Raw genomic sequence first — 5533 nt, 5'->3', positions numbered from 1 at the left:
TTGCGCTGACCACGGACAGAAGCATGTACCCGGGTTGACATCACACGAAGACAGCAACGCAAACAGGAACGTAAAAATACAGATAGGATCAACGCTGTAGCTATGGCGTGTATTCGCACGTCAAAAAATGCTTGACATGGAAGACCCCGTTACCGAAGTCCTGAGCCTAAGTAGAGCTCCCAATGTAGTCTTAGGTTTATGAACAGACACAATAATTTTATGAGCACTGAAAAGGATCCTGTTGCAAAGATTTTCTGTTTTTGCGTTGAGAGAATTTTCGTCTGGTTATCTTGGCTCGGAAACAGCGTCGATTGGTTGTGTCGCAAATTTTTCAGTAAGTTAAAGAGCGTGCGCATCCTTGGCCGTAGTTATGCTGCGAGCTCCGCAAAGACCTTGAATGGTGATTGGTTGTCGTTTGTGAACTGGATCTTTCGGATCATGTGGGTTACTTCGATGCCTGCGCCTGTGAATTTCAGGATGGTGTTGACGGCGTGCAGTCCGGCCAGATTTGCTCCATTTTTGTCAATGACAACCTTCTCAGGAGTGCTGTTGGTTGTGATCGCCTTCTTGACTAAGCCCCGAGCTGCAACCAGATCCCGACGTTCAGACAACAGGAAATCAAGGGTTTGCCTATTACGGTCAACGGTCCGGTACAAATAGGTCCACTTGCCCCGAACCTTGATGTAGGTCTCATCAACACGCCAGGAACTTGACAGTGCGCCGCTTTCGCATCTGAGCCTGAGTGGCGATTTGAGGCGAGTAGCGAACACCCCATCAATTCAATGTCGCATGAGTGACGTTGATACCACGTTCGGGCAGGATTTCTTCATGGTCACGATAGGAAACCGGATAACGCACGTTAAAGAAAACCGCGTGCAGCATGACACTTTTAGGAAAGTGAGTTCCCTTGAAATCGACCGCCATCCGCTTCCAACTCACTCAATTATTCACAATGACCGGCACATAGTTCAGCAATGATGAAAAATTGCAACACTACCTCTTTTTGCGCCGCAAGATTATGTTTGTCGGTTGAACACCGAGCATAACCAATAAGTGTGTTCGTCATAACGCTGTGCCTAACCTATAAGGTACTTTCACTGAAATAATAGCGTACCAATCAATTGAGGCAATCAGTATTCCGATAATAGCAGGCTTTTTATGAGCTGAATGCAGATTAAGGATAATGTCCCTTGAACGACCTCTTGCGAACACCGGTAGAACAGCAGCTTATCTTATTCGGTGAAGCTGGCATCACCGACGCCGTGCTTCCGGCAAAGTTCCAACCGAGAAATAACTGCTTCGCGCTCTTTCAAAATGCTGATGATCAGACGCCTGTAAATAGTCACGTTTCATTCTCTGGCCTTTTCATTAGGCCAGAGCTTATTTCAATATGGATTATGCCAAAGAGGTAAGGTCACAAAGCCTTATGCTCCAGGAACGTCCACTTGTGCGTATGCCCCACATAAAAGCGGATTAGAACCGATAGAAGAAGTCCGCCTTCACTGTATGATCTTTCGTACGTCTCGCAAGCTGGCCCTGATAAGTCAGGCCGAGGGATATATCTTGACGCAGATTGAGTTGTAATCCAGCCTGAACCATGAGGGCATCACGATCGGGTGTCAGACCATCAATGGTGAATGCATTGCCACCTGTAAAATTCAACTGAGCAGTTGGCTTTATCTTGCTGTTATGCTGCCAGCCTGCGGAAAAATTCGTGCCAAGACTGATTGTATCTGAAAGCATATAAACCTGCCCCAAACGCAAACCGAGTATCGTACTGGCCATATCGGCTTTGTTCTCGGTGCCGGATAAGCTGCTTGAGCTAACGCTTTCTGTAAATGCATCGGTTTTGACATGACTGTAAGCGAGACCTGCGAAAGGCGTGATCTGTGCAACCTGCGTATCAAATGTATAGCTCAATTCTGCGAAAGTCTGATAAGAACTGCCGTGGAAATCAGTACTGTTACCGTCATTGATTTCCTTGAAGCTGACCGTGCGATTGCTATCAATATCATGCAGACCGGCCGCAGCACCAAAAATGAGTTTCAGGTTATCCCACTCACGCCCGCCATAAACGCCGAGCTGATAGGTGTCGATTGTTGCATTTGCATTACCGCTGTACAGTGATGAGCGCATATAGCCTGTGAACAGCCCGACATGCCAGTTCTCGCTTGCCAGATTATCAATGCCGGTAACGAAGCCGGTGAGACTGCGCTTCATACTTTGTGCATTGCCGTCGCTGTCAATGCGGGCTGTGGCACTATAAACCTGTCCCCACATTCCATTGGAGAGCGGCGCATTCAGTCCTTGTGCGGGCAAATTAAGGTGAGTGTCAAAAGCATCGGCCATGCGTTTTTGTACGGCTTCGCGGGTCAGCGAAGTATCGAGCAATAAAGACGTTTGCAGAGAAGCATAGAGGTCGCCGGATAGTTGTGCATAGGCACCGGAAAGATCATCGTTGAGAGTTGAAACGGCAATGTTATCATAGAGTTGACTGCTGCGCCCCTGTGCTTCAACTGTGTCCGCCACAACAACCTGATTGCGCGTTTTTGCATCTTCTGCGAAGTGTCGGTCAGTTTGCGAGAAGCTGACATCGACTTCATGAAATTTGTAATCAAGACTGGCACCAATAAATCTGTAATTGGGTTTTACTTCTTCAAAATGTCCTTGAATGTTGGTGTCACTTTTCAGAAATGTACTGGTCTTGCCAAGCATGGCCAGTGTTTCAGCAACACTTAGGGGTGCGCCGCGTGTACCGCCGTTAAAAATTACAATTCCACCAAGATTGATCAATCCTTTGGCGCTAAGAGATGAGGTATTACCGTCTGCATTGACACGTATATCCAGTGTACTGCCTGGCTTCAGATCGACATTGCCATTGACGGCGAGTTTTCCGACAGCAGAATTACGGAAGTCGCCGGGGGAAATAAACGAGCCATTTTCTGCCAACACATCAGCAATTGTACCAATACCGCTCAAAATACTACCGGAATACGCTTTGACCAGTGATGTCACCGAGCCATTGATCATCAATTCACCGGCGAGAATATCGGTTGGGCCACGATAGCTGTTGTAACTATTGATAATAGTTACTCCGTACCCCTTTTGCTTCACTCCGCCATCGCCGCTGATGATATTGTCAATGTTAAACAGATTGCTGTGGTTGAATGAGAGGACAGATTGGTCTGCAATATCAATATTGCCAGTCACAGAACCGGTGGTACTGCCGTTGCCCAGTTCAAGCTCGCCCTCTTTAATGAAGGTACCACCGCTATAGCTGTGATCGCCGGTCAGTGTGAGTTTACTATTGTTGAGTTTGTAGACAGATTTTTCACCGGTCAGATAACCGGACACGGTTTTGTCCGTCACCGGAAAGAAGAAATTGCGCTCTGTCTCATATTGGCCTTCCGGAGAAGTGACATAAAAACCAGCAAGATCGGGATTTAACCAATATTCTCGCATATAATCGGCAACGTATTGATGCGTACGGGTTGTCGGATGAATCTCATCCCAAAACATAAATTCATTTTGTATTTCTGAACCTGCTGGAGCATCTTTACAGGCTGCAATTTTTATACAGGCATCGGCAGTGTTTTTATAGCCGAACAGATCCTGATAGCGCATCACGGTATTGAAAAATCCATTCATGTCCGGCGAATAAAGATTAACATCGAGATGGCTCTTACTGAAATCTGCCAAAGCATCTGCAATGACTTCGTTAAAAGCACGTGTTGCCTCATGAGCCAGAGGAGAACTACTATTATTAAAGCGGGGGACTTGCGCAAAATCCGGCATGTCTGGAATGAGAAAATTCCGCCCGCCGGCTTGATAAAACCGCTCTAATGCCTCGAGCAGTTTATCTTTTACGAAGTTGGCTTTGTCTTGAATGGATATACCTTTTTTCATTGCATCCAATGCATCATTAGCGCCGGCCCAGAGCGTAATAATGGAATCGGGGGAGAATGTGTTGCCGCCACTTGCTTGCTCATTGAGATAATCATCAATCTGTTCGGTAATTGTCGGGGTGTATTGGCCGTCATTCGGTAAATAGGCGCTGCCTCCTACACTGTAATTGACATTTTCACTCCGGTTTTGGGTATTGTCGCCGTAATCCCCATTCCGGTTAGAGCCGAAAATGGAAAATGTCGTCCCTCTTGCCTGATTGGAAAAGAGGTATTCATCCCAAACGATCCCGTTACTGAAGCGTCCGTTAGTGGTGTTCATTCCGTCGATTGCGGTGATTATGTCCGGAAAAAAACCGTTATCACTTAGACTGTCGCCGAATATAACCGCCTTATTAAACGGAGATTTTTCGTGCGTTATTTCCTGCTGAGAAAAAGAAGCAGTTGACATGAGAAGATGGCTTGAAAATATTAATATAAATAATTGTTCTTTGTGGCCTATAATATTTTTCTTAAACATATACTCTCCTTTATTTTATTTATATACAATTATATTTTTCTCTTGTTGTATATTGCTAAAATTAGGGGGAATTTATTAGTGAGGCAGATAGTTGTTCGACTAGGCCAAGGAGGGCGATTCACTGCATCACGTCGGTGCCGTAACATTAACTTATGATCGGACAAATCTCGGTCTTTGAGCGTATTTTTACGCTTCATTCAGGACTGCTATTTTAAGTCGGATCTGCATGGCAGACTGGCGGAGAAAACGATGATTTGGTGACATCAACTGATTGTTGGGAAATTAATGAAGATTATAAATGGTTATGCCGCAAATTTTTCATCATTGCTGAACAATATCCCGGTCATTGTGAATAATTGGGTAAGGTGGAAGCGGATAGCGGTCGATTTCAATGGGGCACAGTTTCCCAAAAGTGTCATTTTTATACCGTGTACTTTTATACTCGCTATTCGGTTTTCTATCGTGACCTTCAAGAAATTTTGGCCGAACGCGGTATCAAAGTCTATCATGAGACATTGATACCGATGAGGTGTTTGCTACTCGCATCAGGTCGCAGAACAGGCTCAGATGCAAAAGCGGCGCACTGTCAATTAGTGGCGTATTGATGAGACCTACATTAAGGTTCGGGGCAAATGGGCTTATCTGTGCCGAGCGGCTTACCGCGAAGGTCAAAAGCTTGATTTCATGCTTTCCAAGCGCCTGGATTTGGCTGCGGCGCGCAGGTTCTTTAAGAAAACGATCACCTCCAACGGCGATCCCGGGAAGGTCGTTATTGATAATAAGCGAAGCCAATCTGGCTGGTCTGCAAGCCGTCAACGCGATCCTGAAATTCACAGGAACGAGCGATATGATCAAAATCCGGCAGATCAAATGTCTCAATAATATCCTTGAACAAGACCACCGCTTTATAAAACGCATCTCTAAGCCAATTTTGACTTCAAAGCATTCCATTCCGCTTAAGCCCCTATCGAAGGGATCAAGGTCGCCCACATGATCCGTAAAAAACAATTCGCAAACGTGTAGTTGCCCCCGAAAGATCGGTCATTTTTACTGGTTAATTTGCTCCGCGATAAACTCACGGGGTGAACGATATCCTAAAGCTTTATGTGGG

The 5533-nt window shown here is 45.7% G+C and carries 1 protein-coding gene and 2 pseudogenes; 1 reads left to right on the top strand and 2 read right to left on the bottom strand.

Annotated features, from left to right (window positions below):
- Nucleotides 1-368: 368 nt before the first annotated feature.
- A pseudogene (locus FHS77_RS15485) lies at nt 369-924 on the bottom strand (IS6 family transposase).
- Nucleotides 925-1473: 549 nt separating this feature from the next.
- Complete coding sequence (locus tag FHS77_RS15480; protein ID WP_184224823.1) at nt 1474-4422, bottom strand: autotransporter domain-containing protein; 2949 nt, start codon at nt 4420-4422, stop codon at nt 1474-1476.
- A gap of 375 nt (nt 4423-4797) precedes the next feature.
- Here FHS77_RS15480 and FHS77_RS16340 point away from each other — a divergent pair.
- A pseudogene (locus FHS77_RS16340) lies at nt 4798-5379 on the top strand (IS6 family transposase); the annotation flags it as partial.
- Between the last annotated feature and the right edge of the window lie 154 nt (nt 5380-5533).

This window comes from Paenochrobactrum gallinarii, from assembly GCF_014205685.1.
In the GTDB taxonomy this organism is placed as follows: domain Bacteria; phylum Pseudomonadota; class Alphaproteobacteria; order Rhizobiales; family Rhizobiaceae; genus Paenochrobactrum; species Paenochrobactrum gallinarii.
Note: the sequence above shows the minus strand (reverse complement) of the source record. Positions and strands in the feature narration are given on the sequence as shown.